Origin of the sequence: Bifidobacterium sp. SO1 (assembly GCF_018555335.1) — a bacterium.
Classification (GTDB): domain Bacteria; phylum Actinomycetota; class Actinomycetes; order Actinomycetales; family Bifidobacteriaceae; genus Bifidobacterium; species Bifidobacterium simiiventris.
Map to the genome: position 1 here is coordinate 26,376 of NZ_JAFEJR010000001.1, position 23,067 is coordinate 49,442.

General features: G+C 65.0%; 22 protein-coding genes and 2 tRNA genes. 7 read left to right on the top strand and 17 right to left on the bottom strand.

Annotation, left to right across the window (positions count from 1 at the left end; translation table 11 throughout):
* Positions 1-136: 136 nt before the first annotated feature.
* The 12 genes from JS541_RS00100 to pgi form a co-directional block, all read right to left on the bottom strand.
* Complete coding sequence (locus JS541_RS00100) at positions 137-829, bottom strand: L-ribulose-5-phosphate 4-epimerase (protein WP_033494540.1); 693 nt, start codon at positions 827-829, stop codon at positions 137-139.
* Positions 830-1,018: 189 nt separating this feature from the next.
* Positions 1,019-2,656 (bottom strand): FGGY-family carbohydrate kinase, encoded by a 1,638-nt coding sequence (locus JS541_RS00105; RefSeq protein ID WP_214372299.1) that lies wholly within the window; start codon positions 2,654-2,656, stop codon positions 1,019-1,021.
* A 288-nt stretch (positions 2,657-2,944) separates the two neighbouring features.
* Positions 2,945-4,057: a LacI family DNA-binding transcriptional regulator gene (locus JS541_RS00110; protein WP_240539183.1), complete on the bottom strand. Its 1,113-nt coding sequence runs from the start codon at positions 4,055-4,057 to the stop codon at positions 2,945-2,947.
* 141 nt (positions 4,058-4,198) lie between these two features.
* Positions 4,199-4,906: a ribonuclease HII gene (locus JS541_RS00115; RefSeq protein ID WP_214372300.1), complete on the bottom strand. Its 708-nt coding sequence runs from the start codon at positions 4,904-4,906 to the stop codon at positions 4,199-4,201.
* Between the two features lie 122 nt (positions 4,907-5,028).
* A complete protein-coding gene (gene lepB, locus JS541_RS00120) occupies positions 5,029-5,766 on the bottom strand; it encodes a signal peptidase I (RefSeq protein ID WP_214372301.1) in 738 nt (245 codons plus the stop codon).
* Positions 5,767-5,897: 131 nt separating this feature from the next.
* Positions 5,898-6,263: a 50S ribosomal protein L19 gene (gene rplS, locus JS541_RS00125; RefSeq protein WP_214372302.1), complete on the bottom strand. Its 366-nt coding sequence runs from the start codon at positions 6,261-6,263 to the stop codon at positions 5,898-5,900.
* Between the two features lie 296 nt (positions 6,264-6,559).
* Entirely contained in the window at positions 6,560-7,036 is a 477-nt protein-coding gene (locus JS541_RS00130; RefSeq protein WP_214372303.1) for a DUF1893 domain-containing protein, read from the bottom strand.
* A gap of 52 nt (positions 7,037-7,088) precedes the next feature.
* A complete protein-coding gene (locus JS541_RS00135; RefSeq protein WP_214372305.1) occupies positions 7,089-7,691 on the bottom strand; it encodes an ECF transporter S component in 603 nt (200 codons plus the stop codon).
* Positions 7,692-7,725: 34 nt separating this feature from the next.
* Entirely contained in the window at positions 7,726-8,628 is a 903-nt protein-coding gene (locus JS541_RS00140; RefSeq protein WP_236036939.1) for a DUF362 domain-containing protein, read from the bottom strand.
* Positions 8,629-8,762: 134 nt separating this feature from the next.
* Positions 8,763-9,932, bottom strand: coding sequence for a hypothetical protein (locus tag JS541_RS00145; RefSeq protein ID WP_214372307.1), 1,170 nt, complete (start codon positions 9,930-9,932; stop codon positions 8,763-8,765).
* A 14-nt stretch (positions 9,933-9,946) separates the two neighbouring features.
* Positions 9,947-11,185 carry a hypothetical protein gene (locus JS541_RS00150; protein ID WP_214372308.1) on the bottom strand — a complete coding sequence of 413 codons (1,239 nt, stop codon included), beginning with the start codon at positions 11,183-11,185 and terminating at the stop codon, positions 9,947-9,949.
* A gap of 181 nt (positions 11,186-11,366) precedes the next feature.
* Positions 11,367-13,067: a glucose-6-phosphate isomerase gene (pgi, locus tag JS541_RS00155; RefSeq protein WP_214372309.1), complete on the bottom strand. Its 1,701-nt coding sequence runs from the start codon at positions 13,065-13,067 to the stop codon at positions 11,367-11,369.
* 496 nt (positions 13,068-13,563) lie between these two features.
* Between pgi and JS541_RS00160 the strand changes: the two genes are divergently transcribed.
* The 3 genes from JS541_RS00160 (at position 13,564) to JS541_RS00170 (ending at position 15,169) form a co-directional block, all read left to right on the top strand.
* A tRNA-Thr gene (locus JS541_RS00160) sits at positions 13,564-13,639 on the top strand.
* Positions 13,640-14,006: 367 nt separating this feature from the next.
* Positions 14,007-14,087 (top strand) — tRNA-Leu (locus tag JS541_RS00165).
* A gap of 80 nt (positions 14,088-14,167) precedes the next feature.
* On the top strand, positions 14,168-15,169 hold the full coding sequence (locus JS541_RS00170; protein ID WP_214372310.1) for an AEC family transporter: 1,002 nt from the start codon (positions 14,168-14,170) through the stop codon (positions 15,167-15,169).
* A 79-nt stretch (positions 15,170-15,248) separates the two neighbouring features.
* Here JS541_RS00170 and JS541_RS00175 read toward each other — a convergent pair whose 3' ends face one another.
* The 4 genes from JS541_RS00175 to JS541_RS00190 form a co-directional block, all read right to left on the bottom strand.
* Positions 15,249-16,517, bottom strand: coding sequence for an aminoacyltransferase (locus JS541_RS00175; protein WP_214372311.1), 1,269 nt, complete (start codon positions 16,515-16,517; stop codon positions 15,249-15,251).
* Positions 16,518-16,627: 110 nt separating this feature from the next.
* Entirely contained in the window at positions 16,628-17,359 is a 732-nt protein-coding gene (locus JS541_RS00180) for a non-canonical purine NTP pyrophosphatase (RefSeq protein ID WP_214372312.1), read from the bottom strand.
* A gap of 139 nt (positions 17,360-17,498) precedes the next feature.
* Positions 17,499-18,263 (bottom strand): ribonuclease PH, encoded by a 765-nt coding sequence (rph, locus tag JS541_RS00185; protein ID WP_214372314.1) that lies wholly within the window; start codon positions 18,261-18,263, stop codon positions 17,499-17,501.
* 54 nt (positions 18,264-18,317) lie between these two features.
* Complete coding sequence (locus tag JS541_RS00190; RefSeq protein ID WP_214372315.1) at positions 18,318-18,944, bottom strand: Pr6Pr family membrane protein; 627 nt, start codon at positions 18,942-18,944, stop codon at positions 18,318-18,320.
* Positions 18,945-19,056: 112 nt separating this feature from the next.
* Here JS541_RS00190 and JS541_RS00195 point away from each other — a divergent pair, with 112 nt between their 5' ends.
* The gene (locus JS541_RS00195; RefSeq protein ID WP_214372317.1) at positions 19,057-20,376 is read left to right on the top strand and encodes a nicotinate phosphoribosyltransferase; all 1,320 of its coding nucleotides are present in this window, start codon (positions 19,057-19,059) and stop codon (positions 20,374-20,376) included.
* Between the two features lie 151 nt (positions 20,377-20,527).
* Here the strand turns inward: JS541_RS00195 and JS541_RS00200 are convergent, their stop codons facing one another.
* Complete coding sequence (locus JS541_RS00200) at positions 20,528-20,833, bottom strand: DUF3039 domain-containing protein (protein WP_240539200.1); 306 nt, start codon at positions 20,831-20,833, stop codon at positions 20,528-20,530.
* Between the two features lie 136 nt (positions 20,834-20,969).
* Here JS541_RS00200 and coaD point away from each other — a divergent pair, with 136 nt between their 5' ends.
* From coaD to JS541_RS00215, 3 genes are all read left to right on the top strand, one after another.
* Complete coding sequence (gene coaD, locus JS541_RS00205) at positions 20,970-21,497, top strand: pantetheine-phosphate adenylyltransferase (protein ID WP_214372319.1); 528 nt, start codon at positions 20,970-20,972, stop codon at positions 21,495-21,497.
* Between the two features lie 86 nt (positions 21,498-21,583).
* On the top strand, positions 21,584-22,402 hold the full coding sequence (locus tag JS541_RS00210) for a cell division protein (protein ID WP_214372735.1): 819 nt from the start codon (positions 21,584-21,586) through the stop codon (positions 22,400-22,402).
* A gap of 4 nt (positions 22,403-22,406) precedes the next feature.
* Positions 22,407-23,018, top strand: a complete 612-nt coding sequence (locus tag JS541_RS00215; protein WP_214372320.1) for a DUF177 domain-containing protein — start codon at positions 22,407-22,409, stop codon at positions 23,016-23,018.
* The last annotated feature ends 49 nt before the right edge of the window (positions 23,019-23,067 follow it).

The window sequence follows — 23,067 nt, forward strand, 5'->3', positions numbered from 1 at the left end:
GAGGACGGCTTCGCCGTCACAATCCCAGTGCTGGCGAAGTCAGCGGTGACGTGATGCGTGCGACTCCAAGGCGCGGGAAGCGAAGGCGTACGAAGGTACGTCGAGCTTCCCGCAACGCAGGAGGCGCTCCATCACGTCAGTGCTGACCGTAGACGTTCTGGTAGCGGTCGTTAAGCTTGTCGATGTCGGCCTGCGGGATCTCGATGATGTCGCCGAGCTGCTTGGCGGCCCACATGGTGTGCGCGACTTCCTCGGTCATGGCGGCGGCCTTGACGGCGGCTTCCGCGTCCTTGCCGATGGTGAACGGACCGTGGTTCTGCATGAGGACGGCCGGGGACTTCGGGTACTTCTTGAGCGTCTCGACGACGCCTTCGCCGATGGCCTCGGAACCGATGAGGCGGAACGGGCCGACCGGCACCGGGCCGCCGAACTCGTCGCCCATCATGGTCAGGCCGCACGGGATGTTCTGGCCGGTGGCCGCCCACGCGGTGGCGTAGGTGGAGTGGGTGTGCACGACGCCGTAGACGTTCGGCATGTGGCGGTAGATGTACGCGTGGGACGCGGTGTCGGAGGACGGGGCCTCGGTGCCGTCGACGACGTTGCCGTCGAGGTCGCACACGACCATCGAGCCCGGGGTCAGGTACTCGTAGCGCACGCCAGACGGCTTGATGACCATGAGGTCGGCGGTGTGCAGACGCTGGGAGACGTTGCCGGCGGTCCACACGACGAGGTTCCACTTGATAAGCTGCTCGTGCAGGGTGGCGACGACCTCGCGCACCTGCTTGACTTCGGCGCGGACTTCCGGACCGTAATCAGCCAGAGTTGCCATTTGGTTGTTCCTTTCGTTGCAAATGATTGACGTGTATGAAGTTGTAAAGGCCAGCGGAGTCTCGGCTCCGCCGTCGTGTCATTTCGACTGAGCGAAGCGAACGGAGAAATCTCTTACGCGGCAAGCCTCTGAAGGATTTCTCGATTCGGCTTCGCCTCACTCGAAATGACATGCCAAGAACAGTGCGATTCAGTCCTCCAGCGGGATCGCGGCGACCGCGGCGTGCTCGATCGGCAGCCCCTTGGTGAAGCGGGCGAAGAAGTCCTCGAAGCCGACGACGTCGCGCGCGTCCGGCACTTCGGTGACGGAGGACGCGTCCTTGAACACGCGGCCGTCGAGGTAGTCGGCGAGGTTGGTGCGCTCCTCGTTCGCGTGCCACAGGTAGTCGGCGAGCACGGCCATGCCCCATGCGCCGCCTTCCGACGCGGTGGCCATGACCTTGATCGGCGTGTTGAACGCGGCGGCGAGGATCTTCTGCGCGACCTTCGGGGTGGCGAAGATGCCGCCGTGTCCGACGAGCGAGTCGATCTGCACGTGCTCGTCCTTGGTCATCACGTCCATGCCGATCTTGACGGGGCTGAACGCGCTGAACAGCTGGGCGCGCATGAAGTTCGCGAGGTTCATGTGGGCCTCGGGGCTGCGCGCGAACAGCGGGCGGCCCTCCTCGAGGCCGGCGAGGAATTCGCCGGAGCGGAACGGGTAGTTGATGAGGCCTCCGCAGTTGCGGTCGGCGTCGTCCGAGATCGCGGTGCGGAACAGCGTGCCGTACAGCGTGCCCGCGTCGACCGGCGTGCCGAGCGCTTCGGCGAACTGGCCGAACAGGCCGACCCACGCGTTGAGGTCGGAGGTGAAGTTGTTGGCGTGGCTCATGCCCGCGAGGTCGCCGGCCGGGGTGGTGACGAGGTCGACTTCCGGGTGCAGGCGCTCGAGCTTGTGTTCGAGGACGACCATCGCGAAGATCGAGGTGCCGGCGGAGACATTGCCGGTGCGTACGCGCACGGAGTTGGTGGCGACCATGCCGGTGCCGGCGTCGCCTTCCGGCGGGGCCAGCGTGATACCGGGCTTCAAGGTGCCGCTCGGATCGAGCAGCAGGGCGCCGGCCTCGGTGAGCTTGCCTGCCGGGGTGCCCGCGACGAGCGGGGTCGGCAGCAGGTCCTCGAGCTTCCACGGCTGCGCGGCGACTTCGGGCAGCGCGTCGAACTTCTCGATGAACGAGGTCTCGTAGGTGTGGGTGGTCGGGTCGATCGGGAACATGCCGGAGGCGTCGCCGACGCCGAGCACCTTCTCGCCGGTGAGTTTCCAGTGCACGTAGCCGGCCAGCGTGGTGAAGTACGCGACCTTGGAGACGTGCTCCTCCTTGTTGAGGACGGCCTGGTAGAGGTGCGCGATGGACCAGCGTTCGGGGATGTTGTACTGGAACAGCTCGGAGAGCTTCTCGTGCGCCTCGTGCGTGTTGGTGTTCTGCCAGGTGCGGAACGGCACGAGCAGCTCGCCGTCCTTATCGAAGGCGAGGTAACCGTGCATCATGGCGGAGAAGCCGATGTGGCCGATCTTGGTGAGCCGTTCGCCGTAGGCGGTGTGCACGTCGTTGGCCATCGTGGCGTAGGCGGTCTGTACGCCCTTCCAGATCTCCTCGAGCGAGTAACTCCACAGACCGTTCTCCAGGTGGCTGGCCCAGCTGTAGTCACCGGACGCGATGGTGGCGTACGTGTCGTCGATCAGCACGGCCTTGATGCGGGTGGAGCCGAATTCGATGCCGAGCGAGGTCTTGCCCGCGCGGATTTTCTCGGCGATGGTCGCGACCTGATCGCTGTCGTTGGTTGCCATACTTTCGATCTCCTTGTGCCTAGCGCCAGAATCCGCCTCTTCGGGGAATTGTTAGCGCTCACTGTTAACGTTCACGATTTTATCGTGACCCACGACAAAGCACAACCTCGCCGTGTCGTGATGTATTGACTGATCTGAGCTTGATAGCCGATTATCGGACGGTCTTATACCACAATCGTCCGAAAGATTTCTCGACTCGGCTTCGCCTCGCTCGAAATGACAGAATCACCGGGCAGCCTCAGCCGAACCGACTGCATCGCCGGCATCATCGCACCGCCTCAATCCCGTCTATCGCCGCGCGGCAGGCCCGAGCGACGACCGGTTGATCACCTTCGCCGGCACCAGTCCCACGCCGTGCGACGACGACGCGAACGCGACCTCGTCGCCCGCCCCCAGCAGATGCAGCACCTCGCGCATCGCCATCGAGCCGAGCTGTTCGAAGTCGGGCCGCACGGTCGTCAGCGGCGGATACATGTTGTCCATCGCCGGCATATCGTCGAATCCGACCAGGCTCACGTCCTGCGGGATGCGCACGTCATGCTCGTGCAGCGCGCGCGCCACGCCGACCGCCTGACTGTCGTTCGCACACACCACCACGGACGGCAGCACGCCGCCCGACTGGCCGATCTGGTCGAGCACATGGTTCATCCGCGCGTACGCCTCGGACGAATCCCACGTCTCGCAACGCACGGTGACCGAGCTGATCGACTTCGCACGGGTCAGTTTCACCCACGCGTCCAGTCGCGTCGCCGCGTCGCGCCACTCGCCGGGACCCGCGAAATACAGCGCGCGACGGTGCCCGTACTCCCCCAGCAGCCGCACGATCTCCTCCATCGCGCCCCACTGGTCGAGTCCCATCATCGATACCTTGCCGTGGTCGCGCGAGCGGATCAGCCGCTGACCCTCGCTGATGCTGAGCGCGCCGTGCGTCGACGTGAGGAACACGCGCGGCTGGTTGACCTGCGTGCGGCAGGCCGCCTCGAACATCACGTCGGTCGGGGTCAGGAAGATGAACGCGTCCACGTTCTGCTCGTTGAACGTGCCGCACAGTTCCTCGAACTCCCTCTGCGTGCACAGCGCCTCGTGCACCATCATCACCGACATGAACAGACCGTGCTGCCGTGCGACGTTCTCGATCGAGGAGATGGCCGAGATCGGGCCGAAGAAGCGCATACCGCCGGCGATCAGGCCGATCGTGCGGGAGCGGCGGGACGCGAGGGCGCGCGCGGAGTTGCTGGGATGGTAGTCAAGCTGCTTGATCGCGGCCTGGACCTTGGCGCGGGTCGAGTCGGACACGTCGGGCGAGTTGTTGATCACGCGCGAGACGGTCTGGTGACTCACCCCCGCCAGTTTGGCGACCTCGAACATTGACGGACGCTTGCTGCCCCGGCTGCTTCCCATACGTCAAAACCTCCCCGCATGTCACGCTGCTGTGCTGGCTTTCAGCATACCGCGTTGCCGATCGCAACACGGTGAGAACGCTCACAATGTACACAGGACGCGTGAGATTCGCCGCCCGGTATCACCGTGCGAGACGCCGTATCACGCGAGGTTCCAGCTGATGCGGTGCAGATCGGACGGACCGTATTGCGCGATGGCGGCGCGATGCGCGGCGGAACCGTATCCCTTGTTGTGATCCCACGCGTACGGCGCGTACTGCGGGTCGCCGTGCGCGAGATCGACCATAAGCCGGTCACGCGTGACCTTGGCGATGACCGCGGCGGTCGCGACGGTGGCGCAGTGCCGGTCGCCCTTGACTTTGGTCGTGATCGTTGCGGGAACGGGCACGGCGGGCGCGTCGAACGTGCCGAGCGCCTTGGTGATGTAGTCGTACGGGCCGTCGAGGATGCCGGCGACCGCGACCGACGGATCGTCGCCGGACCGAACGGCGATACCAAGCGTCTGTTCGAGATCGTCGACGGCCCGCAGCGCGGCAACACCGAGCGCGTAGCCGATGCCCCACTCGTCGATCTCACGGTTGCTGGCCTGACCGATCGCATAGGCCGCGCACCACGACTTGAGCGAGTCCACGATCGCCTCGCGGCGGTGTTCGGTGAGCATCTTGGAATCGGCGACGCCGTCCGGTACGGTCAGCGTCGGCAGATCGCGCGCCCGGATCGCGGCCGCACCGACCATGACCGGACCGGCGAGCGCACCGCGGCCAACCTCGTCGAATCCGATGATCAGATCGGCTCCCTGCGCGGCCAATTCACGTTCCAAGTCGAGCGTAGGCACTTCGGTGATCGCCATCGTCATTCCTTTCCATCGATCAATCTACATAATCAGGTGGAGCTTCGGGATCGACCACCACATAATCAGGCGCAGATCGTCGTTATCCGTTGCTCATCAATCCGCAATCCGCCACAAGTCGGTCATCGAGACACGCCCGCGAACACGTCGTGGTGGGAGTCGAGTGTGCTGATGCGGGCGATCGGCCAGTAGCGGGCGAAAGCGACGCCAACGATGTCGTCGATGGGCACGAGGCCGTGCTCGCCGTCGTCCTGATGGTAACGGGAGTCCGCGGAATTGGCGCGATTGTCGCCCATGACGAACGCGTGGCCGGCGGTGACTTCGACGCGGAACGGGAACGCGCTCGGGGCGACGCCGGCGCGCAGGTACGCGCTTTCGTCGATCGCCGTGCCGTTGACGGTGACCGGCTGGCCTTTGCCGGCGCATTCGACCACGTCGCCGGGCAGGCCGATGAGTCGTTTGATGAGATAGTCGCCGCCGAGCCCGCCATGTTCTTCGGACGGCAGCCAGTGCGCGGGGTCCTTGAAGACGACGATGTCGCCACGTTCGAGTTTGGCATGCCACGGCGCGATGTTCAGGGTGACCACTTTGTCGCCGGGCGCGATGGTATTCCGCATCGAGCCGGAGGGAATGACGTAGCAGCCGACGAGGAAGATACGCACGAACAGCACGATGATGACTGGGATGCCGCACCAGACGATGATGTCATGCCAGAACGCGTTGCGGACGGCGCGATCGGCAGCGTCCGAGACGGTTCGGCCGGCATGGTTGCCACCGTCGCGACGGCCAGGGTCGGGCATGGGCGCGGGGTCGATGCCATGGTCGGCCACCATCAGCGTGTGTTGGTCGTTCGACTGCATGCGCCTTGTCTCCTTGCCGGGTCGTTAAGCGATTCGTGGATTATCTCGTGGTTATTGTAGGCGACGGATACACGACAGCCCGGCACCGACGAACGGTACCGGGCTGCAGGTGCTGTCTTATGCGATCAGACTCACTTGGCGGAGTTGTCGCGGCGCTCGACGATACGAGCGGCCTTGCCGCGCAGGGAGCGCAGGTAGTACAGCTTGGCGCGACGCACACGACCACGACGAACCAGCTTGATGGAGTCGATGGACGGGGAGTGCACCGGGAAGCGGCGCTCCACACCGGTGCCGAAGCTGATCTTGCGCACGACGAAGGTCTCGTGCACGCCAGCACCGTGACGGGCGATCACCACGCCGGTGAAGGTCTGGATACGGGAGTTGTTGCCTTCCTTGATCTTCACGTTCACGTCGACGGTGTCGCCGGGACGGAAGGCCGGGATCTCCTCGGCCGGCTTCATGTGCTTGGCGTCGAAAGCGTCAATAGCGTTAGCCATGTTCATTCCTTAGTCGCTGCCGCATATCAGCCACAGTCAGGGTCTGCCTCGCGTGTTGTGCGGTTGCGAGTGTCGTTGTGCGCTCGTCCGCCAACGATCGGCGACCGGATCGTTTCTCCCTCGGGTTTGCCCTCGGGAAGCCTGTCAATCCGCCGGAAGACTGGCCGTGACTTTCGCCCGCGGCCGTCCGGCTGGACCCTCGGAGAGACCGGCTTATGCGGCGACCCGCCTCTCGACACAGCAATCAGCTAGTCTACGCCCAAGTCAAGACACGATTGTCGACGATTATCGACTGACTATCGATGCATGAGCTCGGCGACGGCTGCGCGTATGGCAGGTTCGGCGGCGGCCGGGTTGTCGATGGCGGCGACGGATCGTTCGATCGGGCACAGGCCGGTTTTGGCGCGGTCGAGGATGCGCGGCACGAGTGTGCCGTAGCCGGCCTCGATGCCGTTGGCCCGCAATGCTGCCAGGCCGGCTTCGCTCATGGTCTGCGCGTAGACGGCGCGCACTCCGAGCCGCGCGTACAGCAGCGCCGCGCCTTTGCCGACCACGCGATCGGCGGCCGCGAATCCGTCCAACCGCTGCCCGACCGCCAGCCATTGCAGCAGCGGGCGCACGCCGCGGCCCGTGCCGGTCAGGATCGTCGACCGTCCGGTCTCACCGTCGATGCGGCATGCCGCGCAGCCGAGCGAGTCATCGGCCAGCAACACGGCCTTCGCACGGTCGAGGTCGGCTGTTGCGGACGAATCGGTCATCATGTCTCCTCTCATACGATGACCCCTCGTGCAGCGAGGGGTCATCTCGACATCCGTTATGCGGCTGTCAGTCGCGGCGGCGATCCACGGCGGCCATGATCACGGGCACAAGCACCCACTGCAGCACGAGTCCCGGCAGTCCGGTCACGACCGCGGCGGCAACGGACGCGACGGTCATCGTCGTGTTGCCGAGCAGCGACACGGCCACGGCGATCGCGAGCGCGTCGACGATACGGCCTGCGACCTGTGCGCCGACCAGCTTGACGAGCCAGCCAAGCGGCGATGGCACGGCGGCCGGCAGACGCACACCGCGCAGGAGTCCGGCGAACAGACCGTACGCGGCGAGTTCGATCACCATGAACGGCACCATCGGGACCATCGGCATGCCGGTCAGCAGGAAGCTGACAATCGGGGCAAGCGCGCCGGTCGCCAGTCCCGCGAACGGACCGGCCAACAGGCCGACGAGCAGAACCGGCAGGTGCATCGGCAGCAGGGTCTGGCCGACCATCGTGCCGAGGCCAAGCGCCGCGCCTGCGACGTGGAACACCTGCGGCAAGGCGACGGCAGCGACCACGGCGATGACCGCGGCGGCGGTCTGGAATGTCACCGACGGCAGCGTGGCCGTGAACGAACGGCTGCGCACGGTTTCAGTGGTTTCGATTGGTTGCATCACAAACTCCTTTTCAACGGAATGACGATCAGGCTCACCGCTGGTCGAGGTCGACGAGTTGGTATTCGCGGCTGCCGAGGCCCATCTCGACCGCGTGTTCGATGGTGTGGATGCCGTGGCGCGATTCGATGCGCTCGATCATCGCGGAATTGTCCTCATCGGACGTGTAGATCCGGTCGACGCACGCCTGGTCGACGGCCACCGGGTCGAGCGACGAGAAGATGCCGATGTCGTGCATGCACGGCGCATGCGGGTTGCCGTCGCAGTCGCAGTCGACCGAGAGGTTGTTCATCACGTTGATGAACAGCATGTTGCCCTTGAGCGCGTTGAACACGGCGGTCGCGGCCTCGGCCATCGCCTCGAGGAACGCGTCCTGCTCGCCGCTGAACGGGTTGTCGAGGATCTTGTCGCCGCCGGAATGCAGCCTGCGCTTGCCGTTCGACGAGGCCATGCCGATCGAGATGTTCTTGAGCGCGCCGCCGAAACCGCCCATCACGTGCCCCTTGAAATGCGAGAGCACGGCGTAGTAGTCGTAGTTCGGGAAGTGCGAGCCGACGATGTCGCCGGTGATGCGTGTGCCGCCTTCGACCGGGATCGTGATCTCGCCGTCCTCGTCCTGAATGTCGCACGGCGCGATGTCGGTGAAGCCGTGCTCGCGGATCGTCTTCCAGTGGTGTTCGCTGGTGTCGCGCGTGCCCGGGTACGCGGTGTTGCATTCGACGATCGTGCCGTCGAGCTCGTGTACGAGATCGGCGATGAGCGCCGGTTGCAGGTAGTGTTTGTTGCCGCCTTCGCCGGAGCTGAGCTTGACCGCGACCTTGCCCTGCGGGCGGGCGTTCAGCGCCTCGTAGGCCCGCATCAGTCCGGCCGGGCTGATGTCGCGCGTGAAGTAGACCTTGGCCGCCATCGGATAATCGGTCTGGTAGGTCGTTACCATGCTGCCTCCTTGCTTCATTGATTACTCCCGACTTCCAAGGATACTCAGCCCGCGTTACCTACGATCGTTCGCGCATGGCGGTTTCCTCTCGCCGAAAGGTCCTTCGGCGAGCGCTTTGCCGTCACTCAGATCGTCTACCGCAGTCGGAAGTCGGCGAGTGCGCCGGGTCGTCCGAGCGGGTCGCCGGCCGATGTGCCGGCGCCATCTGTCGTGTCGCTGTCATCGCCCGCCGCGTCGCTGCCGTCCGCGCCGTCCAGACTGATCGTGACGGACGAACGTCCGCTATGCGTCCACAGCGTCCGCAACGACAGCGACGCGCCGCTCGTCGCGAGGTCGGGGTCGATCGGCACCGGCACGACGACCGACTGCCCCTGCGCGAGCATGATGCTGTCCACGCCGCCGTTTGCGGTGCCGACGTTGCGTCCGATCGCGGAATGTACGGCGAGTTCGAGGCTGATCGAGGTCACGGTGCCGGGTATGCGGCTGCGCACGGTCACGTCGACGATGTGCTGGCCGTCGTTGATCGTGCGGTCGTCGCCGTTGGCGGCCGCGTCGTAGATGCCTTGGTCGGTGACGGCGACGATGTCGTACGGCGGTGTGAACGGTTCGCCGGCCGGCAGTCCGAGATCGTCGCGCAGCGCGGCGTCGGTATGGTTGGAGAAGGAGATCAGGTCGCTCAGCAGTGTGTGCGCGTCGGTGACGTCGATGGATGAGGCCGTGTATCGTGCCGATTGTTCGAGGTTGCCGTACTGTTTGACGACGTCGTCCAGTGCGTCGGTGACGCTGTCGGGCCAGGTGCGCTCAAGCAGCATCGCGTAGGTGCGGTGCAGCGCCTTCGCGACGGTGCCGGCCTGTTCGTGGATGGCGGCGAGATCGTTGCCGGCGAACGTTGGCAGTGCGTCTTGCACAGGCTGCCATGATGCGGCGACCGCCTTGGCATAGTAGGTTGCGGCCTTCCGTCCGGTGAGCTGCGGCCCGTCGTACTGCGGATAGTCGACGTATGACGGCGCGCGGCCGTTCACCTGGTATATCGCGTCGGACAGGCATACGTCGGAGCTGATCGCCTGCACGCCGCCGAGCAGGTAGCCGCCGATCGCCGCTGTGACGGCGAGAACGGCCGGCACGAGGAACGTCCAGATGGTCGGCTTCCACGAGGGGATCTGCGCGAGGATGTCAGGCGGGATGCGATCGTTGGCATTGGCATGCGATCTGCGGTCACGACCGGCCTGATGCCTTGCCTTGCGATCGTTGGCGTCGACTTGCAGATCGTCGTTCACGTTACCGGACTGTGGCATGTCGCTCATCGTGGACCGTCTCCTTACGCGATGCGGAACTCGTTCAACGCCGTGACCGCAGCCGACTGCCCGGCCGTGTAGTCGTCGCCGACGATGAGGTCGCCGGCCGTATGCACCGACCAGCTGGATGCCGTAAGCCGGTAGCCGGATCGCACGAGTTTCGAGTTGATGCCGACCGTGAGCGTGACCTTGCCGCCATCGTGGATATAGTTCGGGTTGTCGACGTCGGCCATGGTGCTGGCAAGCAGGTCGGTGGCAACGATCGTGCCGTTCTGGTCGAGCAAGTTGAGCCGCAACGCCAGATATGGCACGTCCGCCGGCACGTGACTGGTGACGGAGATCGCGACGCATCGGCGGGTCACGGTGCGCTCTTCGCCGTCGATGAACGCAAGCTGGTCGCAGTTGCCCGCGTCCTTGGCATCGGTGATGTCGAACGGTATGTCCGGCTCGGGCTCGGCGTCGAGTTCCAGTGTCGTGCGGATGATCCGCTGTACGTCGGAGGCAGTGCGCGCGGCCGACAGCGTACCGAACAGCAGGTCTTCGATAGCCTGCCAGTTGGTGTTCGTGATGATGTTGCCGTAGACGGATGCGCGATGCTGATATTCGATAATCGCGACGCGGATCGGCTTGTCGAGCCGTTCCGGCCACGTGCGTGCCGCTAACGTATGCGCGGCTTGCAAGGCCGTATCGCGGGCCGTTTTGGCCGCATTATGGACGACCGTAAGGTCGCCCGACAACGTTGCCATGCGTACGGCGTCGACGGCCGGATACACCGGGCGGACGGCCTTGGCGAAATAGTCGGAAGCGTCGCCCATGTCGAGGCGTTCGCCGGACGGCTCGAGCGGGGTGAATCCGCCGTAACAGTAGTCGATGCCGTCGTGGGCCGAACAGTTGACCGCGGAACCGCCCTGCCGCGCGCGGTGGAACAGGAATCCTCCGGCGCCGGCTGCGAGCACGATTACGGCGATCAGCAGCACCAGCCAACGCGGCATGCGCATCCGGCGGCCGATTTCCTCGGAAACCGCCTCTGGCAGATCATCATCCGCGGCATAGGCGCCGTCATCATCGGCGGCCGGCACGTCGGCATGGCCGGCACCGTCATCTCCGACGACATACAGACCGTGCGGACGAACGATATCGACGTCATCTGCGGAAACATCACCGGAGAGTGCATCGGTCCCGGCATCATCGATTCCGTGCCGACGACGTACATCATCGACGGCGTCCGCGGCATTGTCCCACGGTACCTGATCGTCCGTCATCGCACTCCCCTTCGTCCCTCGCCGTCCCCGACAGTCACATCATACGTCGGCTCGCCCCTCCCCGGCGATATCCCAACGCGACTATTTGCGGAACAACAAGTTGAGGCTCCCCTCCATGCAGGATGGGGGGGGAGCCTCAATCTAGTCCGTTCGCGCGGTCATTGCGACCGAGCGCGGCGAATCAGAACTCGCGGTTCGCGCGATAGAACTGGATGAGCGCCTGGGTGGACGCGTCCTGCGCGGCCAGGGCCTCGTCGTCCTTGGAGATCGCCGGGGTGATCTGCTTGGCGAGCTGCTTGCCGAGCTCGACGCCCCACTGATCGTAGGAGTCCAGGCCCCACACGGTGCCCTCGACGAAGGTGATGTGCTCGTACAGGGCGATGAGCTCGCCGAGCGAGAACGGGGTCAGCGCGACGCCGAAGATCGAGGTGGTCGGGCGGTTGCCGGTGAACACGCGGGCCGGGACGATCTCCTCCGGGGTGCCTTCGGCACGGACCTCGTCGGCGGTCTTGCCGAACGCGAGGGCCTTGGTCTGCGCGAGGTAGTTGCCGAGGAACAGCTCGTGCACGTCCTGGTCGCCGTCCTTGGTCGGGTTCGGGGTGTTGACGAACGCGATGAAGTCGGCCGGGATGAGCTGGGTGCCCTGGTGGATCAGCTGGTAGAAGGCGTGCTGGCCGTTGGTGCCCGGCTCGCCCCAGAAGATCTCGCCGGTCTCGGTGGTGACCGGAGTGCCGTCCCAACGCACGGACTTGCCGTTGGACTCCATGGTCAGCTGCTGCAGGTACGCCGGGAAGCGGTGCAGGTACTGGTCGTACGGCAGCACGGCGTGCGAGGCGGCCTTGAAGAAGTTGCGGTACCAGACGTTGAGCATGCCGAGCAGCACGACGACGTTCTTCTCGAACGGGGTGTTGGCGAAGTACTCGTCGATCTCGTGGAAGCCGTGCAGGAACTCCTCGAAGCGGGCCGGGCCGAAGACCACGGCGAGGGAGGTGCCGACGGCGGAATCGACGGAGTAGCGGCCGCCGACCCAGTTCCAGAAGCCGAACGCGTTGTTCGGGTCGATGCCGAACTCGGCGACCTTCTCCAGGTTGGTGGAGACGGCGACGAAGTGCTTCTTGATGGCTTCGGCGCGGGCGGCCTCGTCGCCCTCAGCGATGGCGCCGTTGGCGACCAGCTGCTCGAGCAGCCAGGTGCGGGCCTCACGGGCGTTGGTCAGGGTCTCCAGCGTGGTGAAGGTCTTGGAGACGATGATGAACAGGGTGGTCTCCGGGTCGAGGCCCTTGGTCTTCTCGGCCAGGTCGTTCGGGTCGATGTTGGAGATGTAGCGGGCGGAGATGCCGGCGTCAGCGTACGGCTTGAGCGCCTCGTACACCATGACGGGGCCCAGGTCGGAACCGCCGATGCCGATGTTGACGACGGTCTCGATCTTACGGCCGGTGATGCCGGTCCACTTGCCGGAACGCACCTCGTCGGCGAACTTGTAGATGCGCTCGAGCACCTCACGCACGTCCTTGACGGTGTCCTGGCCGTCGACGATGTACTTGCCCTCGTCCTCGACCGGGCGGCGCAGCGCGGTGTGCAGCACGGCGCGATCCTCGGTGTTGTTGATGTGGACGCCGGAGTACATGGCCTTGATGCGGTCGCCCAGCTTGACCTCGTCGGCGAGGAAGGTGAACAGGCGCAGGGTCTCCGGCTTGATCAGGTTCTTGGACAGATCGAAGTGCAGGTCGCCGGCGTCGAAGCTCAGCTCCTTGACGCGATCGGAGTCTTCCGCGAACCACTTCTTGAGGCTGATGCCCTCGGCCTGCAGCTCGTCGTAGTGCTTCTGCAGGGCGACCCACGCCGGGGTCTTCGTGGCGTCGATAGGAGGATTGATGGCCATAGGTATTGGTCCTTTCATCATCACTTAGCGAAGCGACGCGGCACCGCCGTCGACCGTCGGCCGAGCCGGAACCGTATCGTTTACTTCATAGAACAAGATACTCACAAAAGCAGACATAACTACACAAATTAACGTCACGACAACGTACCGGTGAACATCGGGAAACCATAGGCGAACATTACGAAGCAAACGTTAGCAATATCGTGGCATCAGAACACGGCAGCGCCGCACCGGCGGCCACGGCGACGCCGCCGCGACATCGCCGTGGCGTCGCGACTCCACCGACAGTCAGTCAAACGGTCGGACGCTTGGAGCAGAAGCTCGACCGACCGGCGAAACAACCCCGACCACACCGGGCGCCTCCCCCAACCATCACCGCGCCAACCACGCGACACGCCGCACGACACCATCGCCCGAGCCACGATTTGCCATCATCCATATCATCCGGTACACTAACCTTCTTGTGCGCGGAAAGCGAATGCGATCCGGGCAACAAGCCACTTTAGCTCAGTCGGTAGAGCGGCTCACTCGTAATGAGCAGGTCGACAGTTCGATTCTGTCAAGTGGCTCCACCACCCCGAACCCAACCGGTTCGGGGTTTTTGTTTTTCCTCTGTCCCTGACCCCACCACCCGGGCTTACGGCCGGCTCAGGGCGCGAAACCGGCAGTAAGCCCGGGAAGTGCACGGCAGATGGTCTTGGCCCCCGGGCAGTGCACGGCGGGTGGTTCTGGCTCCCCGGGCATACGGCCGGTTCAGCCCCTCAAACCGGCCGTATGCCCGGATGACGGCGTGCCCCTCCCGGGCTTACGGCCGGTTCCGAGCATCGCAGAGGCCGTAAGCCCGGGAAGCCACAAGCCACGACCGCGTGCCGCGCCCGTGCGCCGCGCGCGGACACAACACCCGCCTAAGGCAGGGCTCATGCTAGATTGGCACCTTGCGCGCGCGTGGCGGAATTGGTAGACGCGCAGGATTTAGGTTCCTGTGTCTTGTACGTGTGGGTTCGAGTCCCATCGCGCGCACTCCCCGACTCCCTTGCGGCCCTGTGCCGACCAACGATCGGGCCGGGCCAGGTCGAACACGGGAGAGGAACCACGCAGCCATGTCCGCTATTCTCAAGCCCATCGCGTTCCTGATCATCATCTTCGCCGCGTATGCGGTCAAGCGGGCGGGCCTGTTCAAAGCGCGCGACTATCGCGTCATGCAGGTCGTCGTGTTCAACTTCACGCTGCCCGCGTCGGTCATCGTCTCGTTCGCCACGAATCCGCACCATATCAGCATGCTGCTGGTCTCCGCGTTCGGTTTTCTGTGCGCGATGCTGCCACTGCCGCTCGTCTATCTCGCCACGCGGCGCAAGCCGGTCGCCGACCGCGCGTTCCTCATGCTCAACGCGTCCGGATTCAACGTGGGCAACTTCTGCTTCCCCGTCCTGCAGGCGTTCATGGGACCGTCCGCGCTCATCACGGCGGCCATGTTCGACGTCGGCAATTCGATCATGGTGACGGCCGGCACGAACGTGATGACCACGTCGCTGCTGCACATCGACATGGATAAGCCGCTGACCGAACAGGACGCGGGCGACGCGCCGACCGTGCCGTACGTGCGCCCGACCGACCGCGACGCGCGGCGCATGGCCCGGCGCGCGAAACTGCGCAAGATCGTCATGGGATTCGTCACGTCGATTCCGTTCGACATCTACATGCTCATGATCGTGATCATGCTGTTCGACGTGAAGATCCCGTCCGTGGTGCCGACGCTGCTGCAGCCGGTGGCCGATGCGAATTCGTTCTGCTCGGTGTTCATGGTGGGCATGCTGATGGATCTGCCGAAGACCGGCAAGGATGTGAAGGACGTGGCCCGCGTGCTCGGATGGCGACTGCCGATGGGGCTGCTGTTCGCGTGCGCCGCATGGTTCCTGCTCCCGTTCGACGCCGAGGTGCGCAAGGCGGCCGTGATGCTCACGCTCGCGCCGACCGCCGTGTTCTCGACGCTGTTCACCGACAAGGTGCTCGGCAACGCGAAGCTCGCAGGCTTCACGCTCGCCACGTCGGCGATCATCGCGATCTGCCTGATGACCGGCGCGAACTTCCTGCTGCCGGCGTGACGGCATACGCCTGACTTGATGCTGAAATGGCCGAAATCGAACCCGATTTCGGCCATTTCAGCATCTATCTATCAGCAGGTCAGTGCCCAAGCACCTTGTGCGCGAGCTGCTGCACGTTGAACCGCAACGCGTCCACTGGCAGCGTGAATTCGCCGGGCAGCTCCTCCACATAGCCGTTGAACCCCTGCTTGAACTCGAGCACGCCGCGCCCCTCGGCGTCCGGATCGTCGAAGACGCCCTCAATGCCGTAGAAGTTGTACCGGGTGATGCCCAGTTCGAGACACTGCGTCATCGCCACGTGCTGAATGAGCGCGGACGCATAGAACGGCTTGTACTTCTCGATGCTGCCGGAGAACAGGTACACGCGTTCCTGCGGGTGGTCGACGAACATGGACGCGGCCGCCGGCAGCACGTCGCCGTCCTTCGCAAACTCGGCAGCCTCCGCGAGACGCTTGTCGGCGGCGGCCAGGTTGCGGCTCTCCTCGCCGAGCTGGCGTTCCGTCTTCGTGGTCGGATGCTCGTCGTATTTGGCCTGCAGATCGGCCACCTTCGCCTGCAAAGCCGCACGTTTGCGTTCCATGTCGGCCACGTATTCGGCGATGTGGATCTCGGCCAACAGGTAGTGGACCTTGTTGCCGAACGCCTGTTTGAACTGGTGGAAGTACTGCTCGTCGCGCGCCGTGAAGTTGCGCCGGTCGGCGGTCTGATGTTCGATGTCGGAGAACACGTCCAGTTCGTCCTCATCGATCTCGCGCACGTGCACGCCCATCGACGAGGCCCGCTTGACGCTCCACTGTGTGCGCTTGTCGTATGACTTGAGCAGCGCCTTCTCGTCGGCCAGACCGCTCAGATCCTTGACGTACACCCAGCGGTTGATCACCGCGCCGTATCCGCGCGTGAACCCGGCATGCCGCCATCCGAGCGCCGTGTAGTTCGCCACTTCGGCGTCGTCCGGCGCACCGGTCGGCTCGCCCTGCGAATCACGCACGCAGTACACCGCGCTCGGCCATGCGGTCACGCTGATCGCCTTGCGCCGGCGTGCGGCGGTACGGATGCCGTCGGTGATCGTACGCAGCACGTCCGTGTCATGCGGGTCGCACAACGGTCCGAGCCACACCGATCCTTCCAGTCCGAACCGGCTGCGCGCGTACGCGATCTCGGCTGCGGCGACCATCTCGTCGCCACGCCACACGCCCACATAGTCGACTGCTCGGCCGGTGCGCGACACGTAGCGCGCCATGTACGACGTCTGCTGGAAATTGCCTTGGGGATATGCGAACGAGAACGCGTCCATCTGATCGCCGGTGATGGTCGTGCACCGGAGCGTTTCGTTGCCGTTTGCTGTCATTGCCTTGTTCCTTTGATTGGGTTCCTGCCGGCATTGCGGGCGCATGCGCGGGCGACGCGTCCTGCGTCGCGCCGCATCGTGCGCACATCCTGCCGTATCGAAAAGCCTGGTTAGTGCAGCAGTCGTTCGATGGCTGGCACGAGCGCGCGCAGGGCCTTGCCTCGGTGCGAGATCGCGTTCTTCTCGGCCGAGGTCAGTTCGGCGCTGGTGAGGCGGCCGTCCTCACCGTCGGCCACGGCACGTTCGGGCTGGTCGTCCGGCTCGAATAGCGGATCGTAGCCGAATCCGTTGGCGCCGCGAGGCTCGTGGATGATGCGGCCGGTCATGTCGCCGAGTTCGACGACCTGTTCGGCGATCGGATAGCGGTCGGCGAGTGCGGCTTCGGACTGCGGCGAGTCCGATGCGATGATGACCGGAACGTCGTCGACGTCGCGTCCCGTGGTGTCCGGCACGACGAGTGCGGCGGCGCAGCGGAACCGCGCGGTGCGCTTGGCGTCCGGGATGTCGGCGATCTGGGCGAGCAGCAGCGCGTTGTTCGCCGCGTCGTCGCCGTGGCGGCCGGCCCAGCGGGCGGACAGGATGCCGGGCGCGTTGCCCATCACGTCGACGATGAGTCCGGAGTCGTCGGCGATGGCCGGGCAGCCGGTGCGTTCGGCCACGTCGCGCGCCTTGAGCAACGCGTTCTCTTGGAACGTGACGCCGGTTTCGACCGGATCGGGCAGGTTGAGGCTGCCGGCGGAGACGAGTTCGATGCGGGCCGCATCCGGACCGAGTCCGGTTTCGAGGATGCGGCGGATTTCGATGAGTTTGCCTTCGTTGTGCGTGGCGACGATGAGTTTCATGATGTCTCCATCTCTTGAATTCCTTTGCTCGGGGCTTCCACGAGGAGTGCGACAATCAACGCTTGTATGCATATCCTCCGACGCTCCCCCAGTCAGCTACGCTGACAGCCCCCTCAGCCGAGGGGGCGAGGAATAGGGACTAGTCCTGCGCGAGGGCGGCCTGCTGGGCGGCCTGCAGCTCGCGGTTGCCCTTTTCCGCGAGGTCGAGCAGCGTGTTGAGCTCGGCGCGGTTGAACGGGCGGTGTTCGGCGGTGCCCTGGATTTCGATGAACGTGCCGGAGCCGGTCATGGCGACGTTCATGTCGGTCATCGCGCGGCTGTCCTCCGGGTACGGCAGGTCGAGCATCGGCGTACCGTCGATGACGCCGACCGACACGGCCGACACCACGTCCTTCAGTACACGGTCCGCGGACTTGATGTGCTTGTTCTTCTCGGCCCAGTGCATCGCGTCGACGAGCGCGACGTACGCGCCGGTGATCGACGCGGTGCGCGTGCCGCCGTCGGCCTGCAGCACGTCGCAGTCGATCTGCACCATGTTCTCGCCGAGCGCCTTCATGTCGACCACGCCGCGCAGGCAGCGTCCGATCAGTCGGCTGATCTCGTGCGTGCGACCGCCGATCTTGCCCTTGACGGACTCACGGTCGGTGCGTTCCGCGGTCGCGCGCGGCAGCATCGAGTACTCGGCCGTCACCCAGCCGAGTCCGGAATCCTTGCGCCAGCGCGGCACGCCGGGCGTGAACGTCGCGGTGCACATCACGCGCGTGTTGCCGCATTCGATGAGCACCGAGCCTTCCGGCACGTCGGTGAAGTGACGGGTGATGCGCACCGGGCGAAGCTGGTCGACCGCGCGTCCGTCGGCGCGCAGCACGGTATCGTTTCCAAGCAAATCCTTGATCTGAGCCATACCGCCCAACCTAGCACCAGCCGCGCACCGGCCGGCACACCAACCGCAGGCGACTTAGCCGAGCAGCGGTCTAGCCGGCTCGATCTTGTCGATGATGAAGAGGATCAGCCCGAGGATGAAGAACCCGGCGGCCAGTTCCGCGCAGCTGATGCCGAACTGCATCCAGCCGAGTGCGTTCGCGTCGATGAACGTGTACGGGTACGGGTTGCCGCCGGCGGCCGGCCCGGCATGCGGCCAGATGAGCGCGCGGATGACGATGAACGCGAGCCACAGGGGCAGGTAGGCCAGCCAGCTGAACGGGTAATGCCATTTGAACCGGCGGTGCGAGTCGAACAGGATGAAGTCGAGCACCGCCATGATCGGAGCGATCCGGTGCAGCATCGTGTTGGTCATGACGCCGAGTATCTGGGGCACGTAATTCGGGTCGTCGGGCGGCATGAGCAGGAACGCGACGATCGCGGCGATGAGGGCGTAGAGCGTGACCATGCCCTTGAGCCATGCGGGCGGCTGCACGCCTTTGACGAGGCTCGCCGCCGCGGCCCACAGCATCGTGAACCCGAGCACGAAGCCGGTCTGGAACGTGAAGTACACCCACAGTTCCGGCCGCTGCCATGCCTCGTACGTCCCCACGAAGCACAGTCCGGCGATCGCCAGCCGCCACAGTCCCGCAATGAATCGCATACCGGCCAGTCTACGCGCGGGGTGCGCGCGGTGCCCGATACATTCCGCGAATGATTGGCCCGTAAGCGCACGGCGCGGTAGGCTGGTACGCAAACGAAACAAGGGAGATTCCATGGACTATTCACCGGCTTTGATGACCGACATGTACGAGTACACGATGCTGGACGCGACGCTGCGCGATGGCACGACGAACCGCAAATGCGTGTTCGAGGTGTACACGCGGCACCTGCCCGAAGGCCGCCGCTACGGTGTGACGGCCGGCACCGGACGCATCCTCGACGCGCTCGAACGGTTCCATCTGGACGACGAGGATTTGAGGTTCCTGTCCGACCGCAAGGTCGTGAGTCCGGAGACGATCAAGTGGCTGGAGAACTACCGGTTCTCCGGTTCGATCAAGGGCTACCGCGAGGGCGAGATGTTCTTCCCGAACTCGCCGATCCTGCAGGTCGAGGGCACGTTCGGCGAGTGCACGCTGCTCGAGACGCTGGTGCTGTCGATCCTGAACTACGATTCGGCGGTCGCGTCGGCCGCCTCGCGCATGGTGTCGGCCGCGAAGGACCGCCCGTGCATGGACATGGGCGGGCGGCGCACGAACGAATGGGCCGCGGTAGCGGCAGCGCGAGCCGCGGTGATCGGCGGGTTCAAGGGCACGGCGAACCTGCTGGCCGCGCAGATGTACGGGCTGAAGGCGATCGGCACGGCCGCGCACTGCTTCACGCTCGTGCATGATTCGGAGCGCGACGCGTTCGCCTCGCAGATCGCCGCGCTGGGCAAGAACACGACGCTGCTCGTGGACACGTACAACATCGAGGAAGCAGTGAAGACCGCGGTCGAAGTGGCCGGGCCGGAACTCGGCGGCATCCGCATCGACTCGGGCGATCTGGCCTCGCTCGCGCAGCGCGTGCGCAACCAGCTGGACGCGTTGGGCGCAACGAACACGAAGATCACGGTGACGAACGACCTGGACGAGTACGCGCTGGCCGCGTTGCAGACCGCGCCGGTCGATTCGTACGGCGTGGGCACGATGCTCGTGACCGGTTCGGGCGCACCGACCTGCGCGATGGTGTACAAGCTGACCGAACGCGAGAACGCGGACGGCGTGATGCAGCCGGTGGCCAAGAAGTCGAAGGACAAGGCGTCGATTCCGGGACGCAAGCTCGCGTACCGTTCGTACGAGTACAATCTCGCCGACTGCGAGCATGTGATCTCCGGCTCGGAGGACGCGCTGGCCGCCTACGAACCGAAGGACGGTTGGAAGGATCTGCTGGTCGACTACGTCGATCACGGCCAGATCAATCCGCAATATCAAGGCCACGACGCAATCATGGCCGCGCACGAGTACCGTGCGCGGGCGTTGGCCGAACTGCCGATCACCGCGCAGTCGCTGATGAAGGGCGAGCCGGTGATTCCTACTGAGACCACGGTTCTCTAACGGGAACCCTCACTCCGCAGGAATCCTTCACAGCTCACCATCGCAGCCACTCACCTCGCCTACGGACGGTCCACCGGACTGTCCGTTTTCACGGCTCGGCTACTGAGACCGCCGTCCTGTGACCGTCAACCCTCGTGGTGCGTGGCGGAAATCAGTGCATCATCTCCTCGTAAATGCGCTTGCAGTCAGGGCAGACCGGGTACTTGGACGGGTCGTGCTTGGGCACCCACACCTTGCCGCACAGTGCCACGACCGGCCGCCCGGTCATGCGCGATTCGGCGATACGCTCCTTGGACACATAGTGCGCGTAGCGATCCGCGTCGCCCCCGTCGTCCTTGAGTGGCTGCTCCTTGATCTGCGGCCGCTCAAGCACCGCCGTGCCGGAACCCGTATCGGGCGTGGACAGGGGCGAGACCGGGTCGGCCAGATCGCACACGTTCGCACCGTCAGTCATCATCATCGACATCACAACCTCCCACTCATGTCCAATGTCATGGTCAATCATACGGCCACCCGCAAGGCCGGCAGTAAAACCGCCGCGTTCCCCGCACGTCGCCCCGCCGACTTCGCCGCGACGCGGTAGGCTGTACCGTATGACTATCGCAGTGTGTCCAGGATCGTATGACCCCGTAACGGCAGGGCATTTGGACGTGATCGAACGATGTGCGCGCTTCTTCGACGAAGTGCATGTGGTGGTGGCCGTCAACGCCGCGAAAACGCCGATGTTTTCGGAGGCCACGCGCGTCGACGTGATCCGTCGGGCCATCGCCAAGGACGGGTACGGCAACATCAAGGTCGCCTCGACGGAGGGGCTCATCACCGACTATTGCAAGCAGGTCGGCGCGACGGTGATCGTCAAGGGACTGCGGCAGAACGGCGACTATGAGGCCGAGCTCGGTATGGCGCTCGTCAACCGCAAGCTCGCGGGTATCGAGACGCTGTTCCTGCCGGCCGATCCGATGCTCGAGCACATCTCCAGTTCGATCGTCAAGGACGTGGCCCGGCACGGCGGCGACGTGACCGGCATGGTGCCCGACTGCGTGGTGCCGATGCTCAACGAGGCGCTACGTTCGGAACGCATGACGCGCGACGCGCAGCCGACGCAGAAGGAAGGGGATTGATCGACATGACTGATGAGTTCGATCAGACAGACGAACGTGCCGCCCAGCCCGCACCGACCGGACAGGTCGCACAGGACGGCGGGCTGATGCCGCAGACCACGGACCAGCCGTCGCAGACCGCCGACGCGCACGAGGTCGCACAGTCCGACGCACCGACCGGATACGATCTCGGCGCCACGCAGCCGCACCAGACCATCCCGTCCGCCACACAGCCGGCCACGCCGGTCGCACCGTCCGCCTCGCCGTCAGCTCCACAGTCTTCGTCGCGCCGCCCGTTCCCGATCGATGCGCTGCCCGACCTGCGCGAACCGTCCGCCGGCGGAAACGACGATCTCGATCCGGCTGACGCGCAGTCGCGCGATGAATTCACCACCGTGTACGACATCATCGATCAAATGGAGGCTGCGCTGAGCGAAGCCAAAGGCAGCCTGTTCACACCCGGTCTGGTGAAGGTCGACCGCGACGAGTTCGGCGGTCAGCTCGACGAGCTCAAGAAGATGCTTCCCGTGCAGCTCGAACGCGCGTCCGCCCTGATGCGCGAGGCCGAGCGCAGGCTCGAATCGGCACAGACGCAAGCGAACGCGATCGTCGCCTCGGCGCAGAGCCGCGCAGCCGACATGATCAAGGACGCGAACGACCAGGCGCAGTTCCTCGCCGGTCAGGAGAACGTGACCGAGATCGCCCGGCAGAAGGCGCGCGCGATCCTCGACCAGGCACAGGCCAAGGCCGACCGGCTCACGCAGGGCGCCGACAAGTACTGCACCACGGTGATGGAAGGCTTGCAGGCGCAGCTCGGCAAACTCGACCGCGACGTGCAGGCCGGCCTTAATGTACTGTATGAACGCCAGCGCACCGCCGGCGAGCAACTCCCCCATCTCGATAACAACGACTATCCGGAAAGCTGAAACCATGCCTCGTCCTGAAGATTCCCAGTGGGCCGTGTCCGTGGCGCAGGTCGCGTCGCGCGCCGGCCAGAGCAAGCCGATCGATGCCGTGTTCCCCGCGCCGAGTGGCATCGGCGATCAGGTGATCGGCGTCGATGAGGGCGCGGATGTGCACGTTGTCGGCTCGTTCGATTCGATTGTCGACGGACTGATCCTGACCGCGCGCATCAACGCGCCAGTGCACGCCGAATGCACGCGCTGCCTCAAGCCGATCAAGCGCGACTGGAGCGTGGACGTGACCGCGTTCTTCCCATACGATTCCGCCGATTCCAACGGTTCCGGCAAGGGCGGCAAGCACGACGACAAGGGCGAGGTCGAGATCATCGCCGGCGAGGACGAGTCTGAGGACACGTATCCGCTGCTGAACAACGGATCGTTCGCCGATCTGGAGGCGCTGATCCGCGACACGCTGGTCGAGGCGCTGCCGTTGCAGCCGCTGTGCAAGCCGGACTGTCTCGGCCTGTGCTCGCAGTGCGGCGCGGATCTCAACGAGGATCCGGACCATCATCACGACGTGGTCGACAACCGGTTCGCCGCGCTGGCCGCGCTCAAGGCCCAGCTCGAGGCGCAGGAGTAAGACCGATGCGGCCGCCGGCCGTGCCCGACTGGACTTTGTACGCCCGTTG

Bases quoted from the DNA above. Each gene is read 5' to 3' on its own strand.
- JS541_RS00135 (WP_214372305.1), bottom strand. From the start codon at position 7,691: ATGCAACCAATCGAAACCACTGAAACCGTGCGCAGCCGTTCGTTCACG.
- JS541_RS00110 (WP_240539183.1), bottom strand. From the start codon at position 4,057: ATGGGAAGCAGCCGGGGCAGCAAGCGTCCGTCAATGTTCGAGGTCGCC.
- JS541_RS00195 (WP_214372317.1), top strand. From the start codon at position 19,057: ATGGACTATTCACCGGCTTTGATGACCGACATGTACGAGTACACGATG.
- JS541_RS00215 (WP_214372320.1), top strand. From the start codon at position 22,407: ATGCCTCGTCCTGAAGATTCCCAGTGGGCCGTGTCCGTGGCGCAGGTC.
- JS541_RS00105 (WP_214372299.1), bottom strand. From the start codon at position 2,656: ATGGCAACCAACGACAGCGATCAGGTCGCGACCATCGCCGAGAAAATC.
- JS541_RS00115 (WP_214372300.1), bottom strand. From the start codon at position 4,906: ATGGCGATCACCGAAGTGCCTACGCTCGACTTGGAACGTGAATTGGCC.
- lepB (WP_214372301.1), bottom strand. From the start codon at position 5,766: ATGCAGTCGAACGACCAACACACGCTGATGGTGGCCGACCATGGCATC.
- JS541_RS00180 (WP_214372312.1), bottom strand. From the start codon at position 17,359: ATGAAACTCATCGTCGCCACGCACAACGAAGGCAAACTCATCGAAATC.
- JS541_RS00150 (WP_214372308.1), bottom strand. From the start codon at position 11,185: ATGACGGACGATCAGGTACCGTGGGACAATGCCGCGGACGCCGTCGAT.
- coaD (WP_214372319.1), top strand. From the start codon at position 20,970: ATGACTATCGCAGTGTGTCCAGGATCGTATGACCCCGTAACGGCAGGG.
- rph (WP_214372314.1), bottom strand. From the start codon at position 18,263: ATGGCTCAGATCAAGGATTTGCTTGGAAACGATACCGTGCTGCGCGCC.
- JS541_RS00145 (WP_214372307.1), bottom strand. From the start codon at position 9,932: ATGAGCGACATGCCACAGTCCGGTAACGTGAACGACGATCTGCAAGTC.
- pgi (WP_214372309.1), bottom strand. From the start codon at position 13,067: ATGGCCATCAATCCTCCTATCGACGCCACGAAGACCCCGGCGTGGGTC.
- JS541_RS00100 (WP_033494540.1), bottom strand. From the start codon at position 829: ATGGCAACTCTGGCTGATTACGGTCCGGAAGTCCGCGCCGAAGTCAAG.
- rplS (WP_214372302.1), bottom strand. From the start codon at position 6,263: ATGGCTAACGCTATTGACGCTTTCGACGCCAAGCACATGAAGCCGGCC.
- JS541_RS00130 (WP_214372303.1), bottom strand. From the start codon at position 7,036: ATGAGAGGAGACATGATGACCGATTCGTCCGCAACAGCCGACCTCGAC.
- JS541_RS00170 (WP_214372310.1), top strand. From the start codon at position 14,168: ATGTCCGCTATTCTCAAGCCCATCGCGTTCCTGATCATCATCTTCGCC.
- JS541_RS00140 (WP_236036939.1), bottom strand. From the start codon at position 8,628: ATGGTAACGACCTACCAGACCGATTATCCGATGGCGGCCAAGGTCTAC.
- JS541_RS00190 (WP_214372315.1), bottom strand. From the start codon at position 18,944: ATGCGATTCATTGCGGGACTGTGGCGGCTGGCGATCGCCGGACTGTGC.
- JS541_RS00210 (WP_214372735.1), top strand. From the start codon at position 21,584: ATGCCGCAGACCACGGACCAGCCGTCGCAGACCGCCGACGCGCACGAG.
- JS541_RS00175 (WP_214372311.1), bottom strand. From the start codon at position 16,517: ATGACAGCAAACGGCAACGAAACGCTCCGGTGCACGACCATCACCGGC.
- JS541_RS00200 (WP_240539200.1), bottom strand. From the start codon at position 20,833: ATGATGACTGACGGTGCGAACGTGTGCGATCTGGCCGACCCGGTCTCG.